The sequence below is a fragment of the Stenotrophomonas sp. AGC87 genome (assembly GCF_057333975.1).
This window is the reverse complement of record NZ_JBHFHW010000007.1, coordinates 1-2,822: the sequence shown is the minus strand read 5'-3', so window position 1 is coordinate 2,822 and position 2,822 is coordinate 1. Positions and strand designations below refer to the sequence as shown.

Genomic DNA, 2,822 nt, shown 5'->3' with positions numbered 1-2,822 from the left:
GCACCTGGGGTGCCCCGCCAATCCGAAGGCCGCCGAAAGGCGGCGTTCGGCCATCCGAATTCCAAGAAATTGAGAGGCTCCCGTGGCCCGCACCACTCCCATCGAGCGTTACCGCAATTTCGGCATCATGGCCCACATCGATGCCGGCAAGACCACCACGTCCGAGCGCATCCTGTTCTACACCGGCAAGAGCCACAAGATCGGTGAAGTGCACGACGGCGCTGCCACCATGGACTGGATGGAGCAGGAGCAGGAGCGTGGCATCACGATCCAGTCCGCTGCCACCACCGCGTTCTGGAAGGGCATGGACAAGTCCCTGCCGGAGCACCGCTTCAACATCATCGATACCCCCGGGCACGTCGACTTCACCATCGAAGTGGAGCGCTCGCTGCGCGTGCTCGACGGCGCGGTCTTCGTGCTGTGCGCCGTCGGTGGCGTGCAGCCGCAGTCGGAAACCGTGTGGCGCCAGGCCAACCGGTACAAGGTGCCGCGCATTGCCTTCGTCAACAAGATGGACCGCACCGGTGCCAACTTCACCAAGGTCGTCGGCCAGCTGAAGGCCAAGCTCGGCGCCACTGCCGTGCCGATGCAGCTGCCGATCGGCGCTGAAGACGGCTTCAAGGGCGTGGTCGATCTGATCAAGATGAAGGCCATCCATTGGGATGAAGCCTCGCAGGGCATGAAGTTCGAGTACCTGGAGATCCCGGCTGACATGCAGGCGGAGGCCGAAGAGGCCCGTACCTACATGATCGAAGCCGCGGCTGAAGCCAGCGAAGAGCTGATGGAAAAGTACCTGGGCGGCGAAGAGCTGACCGAGGCCGAAATCGTCGAAGCCCTGCGCGTGCGCACCCTGGCCACCGACATCGTGCCGATGTACTGCGGCTCGGCGTTCAAGAACAAGGGCGTGCAGGCCATGCTGGACGGCGTGGTGCAGCTGCTGCCGTCGCCGATCGACGTGCCGGACGTGACCGGTACCGACGTGGACGACGAAACCATTGCGCTGAGCCGCAAGTCCGATGACAAGGCGCCGTTCTCGGCGCTGGCCTTCAAGATCATCACCGATCCGTTCGTCGGCGCGCTGACCTTCTTCCGTGTCTACTCGGGCACCCTGAATGCCGGCGACCAGCTGCTGAACTCGGTCAAGGGCAAGAAGGAGCGCATCGGCCGCATCCTGCAGATGCATTCCAACGATCGCGAAGAGATCAAGGAAGTGCTGGCCGGTGACATCGCCGCTGCGGTGGGTCTGAAGGACACCACCACCGGTGACACCCTGTGCTCGCAGGACCACCCGATCATCCTGGAGCGCATGGTGTTCCCGGAGCCGGTCATCTCGATGGCCGTCGAACCGAAGACCAAGTCCGACCAGGAAAAGATGGGTCTGGCCCTCGGCCGTCTGGCCCAGGAAGATCCGTCGTTCCGCGTCAAGACCGACGAAGAATCCGGCCAGACCATCATCTCGGGCATGGGCGAGCTGCACCTGGACATCATCGTGGATCGCATGAAGCGCGAGTTCAACGTTGAAGCCAACGTTGGCAAGCCGCAGGTTGCGTACCGCGAAACCATCCAGATGGCGGACGTGAAGTCGGACTACAAGCACGCCAAGCAGTCCGGTGGTAAGGGTCAGTACGGTCACGTCGTGATCGAGCTGTCGCCGATCACCGCTGAAGACCGTGCCGACCCGAAGATCGGTCCGATGATCAAGGACGACTTCCTGTTCATCAACGACATCACCGGTGGCGTGATTCCGAAGGAATTCATTCCGTCGATCGAAAAGGGCCTGCGCGAAACCATCACCAGCGGTCCGCTGGCTGGCTTCCCGGTCGTTGACGTCAAGGTGAAGCTGGTGTTCGGCTCGTACCATGACGTCGACTCCTCGGAAATGGCGTTCAAGCTGGCTTCCTCGATGGCCTTCAAGCAGGGCTTCCAGAAGGCCAAGCCGGTCCTGCTGGAGCCGATCATGAAGGTCGAGATCGTGACCCCGGAGGATTACCAGGGTGACGTGATGGGCGACGTCAGCCGTCGTCGTGGCGTGCTGCAGGGTTCGAGCACCACCGGTGACGGTTCGGCCAGCATCATCAACGCGATGATCCCGCTGGGTGAAATGTTCGGTTACGCCACCTCGCTGCGTTCGCAGACCCAGGGTCGCGCAACGTTCACGATGGAGTTCGACCACTACGAGCCGGCGCCGAACAACATCGCCGAAACCGTGATCAAGAAGTCCTGAGCGTAAGCTCAGGACTCCACCTCATTCTTTTCTGATATCCAAGGTATACAACAATGGCAAAGGGTAAGTTCGAGCGCACCAAGCCGCACGTCAACGTCGGCACCATCGGTCACGTCGATCACGGCAAGACCACGCTGACCGCTGCACTGACCAAGATCGGTGCCGAGCGCTTCGGTGGCGAGTTCAAGGATTACTCCTCGATCGACGCCGCGCCGGAAGAAAAGGCACGTGGCATCACGATCTCGACCGCACACGTCGAATACGAATCCACCGAACGTCATTACGCCCACGTCGATTGCCCGGGCCATGCTGACTACGTCAAGAACATGATCACCGGTGCTGCCCAGATGGACGGCGCGATCCTGGTCTGTTCGGCTGCTGACGGCCCGATGCCGCAGACCCGTGAGCACATCCTGCTCTCGCGTCAGGTCGGCGTGCCGTACATCGTCGTCTTCCTGAACAAGGCGGACATGGTCGATGACGCCGAGCTGCTGGAACTGGTCGAGATGGAAGTCCGCGAGCTGCTGAGCAAGTACGACTTCCCGGGCGATGACACCCCGATCATCTCGGGTTCGGCCCGCCTGGCGCTGGAAGGCGA

Annotated in this window: 2 protein-coding genes; both read left to right on the top strand. The window is 61.8% G+C overall.

Annotation, left to right across the window (positions count from 1 at the left end):
* Nucleotides 1-82 precede the first annotated feature (82 nt).
* Nucleotides 83-2,224, top strand: coding sequence for an elongation factor G (fusA, locus tag ACE026_RS03305; RefSeq protein ID WP_121044654.1), 2,142 nt, complete (start codon nt 83-85; stop codon nt 2,222-2,224).
* A gap of 53 nt (nt 2,225-2,277) precedes the next feature.
* On the top strand, nt 2,278-2,822 hold a 545-nt coding region (locus tag ACE026_RS03300; protein WP_486037823.1), incomplete at its 3' end, for a GTP-binding protein.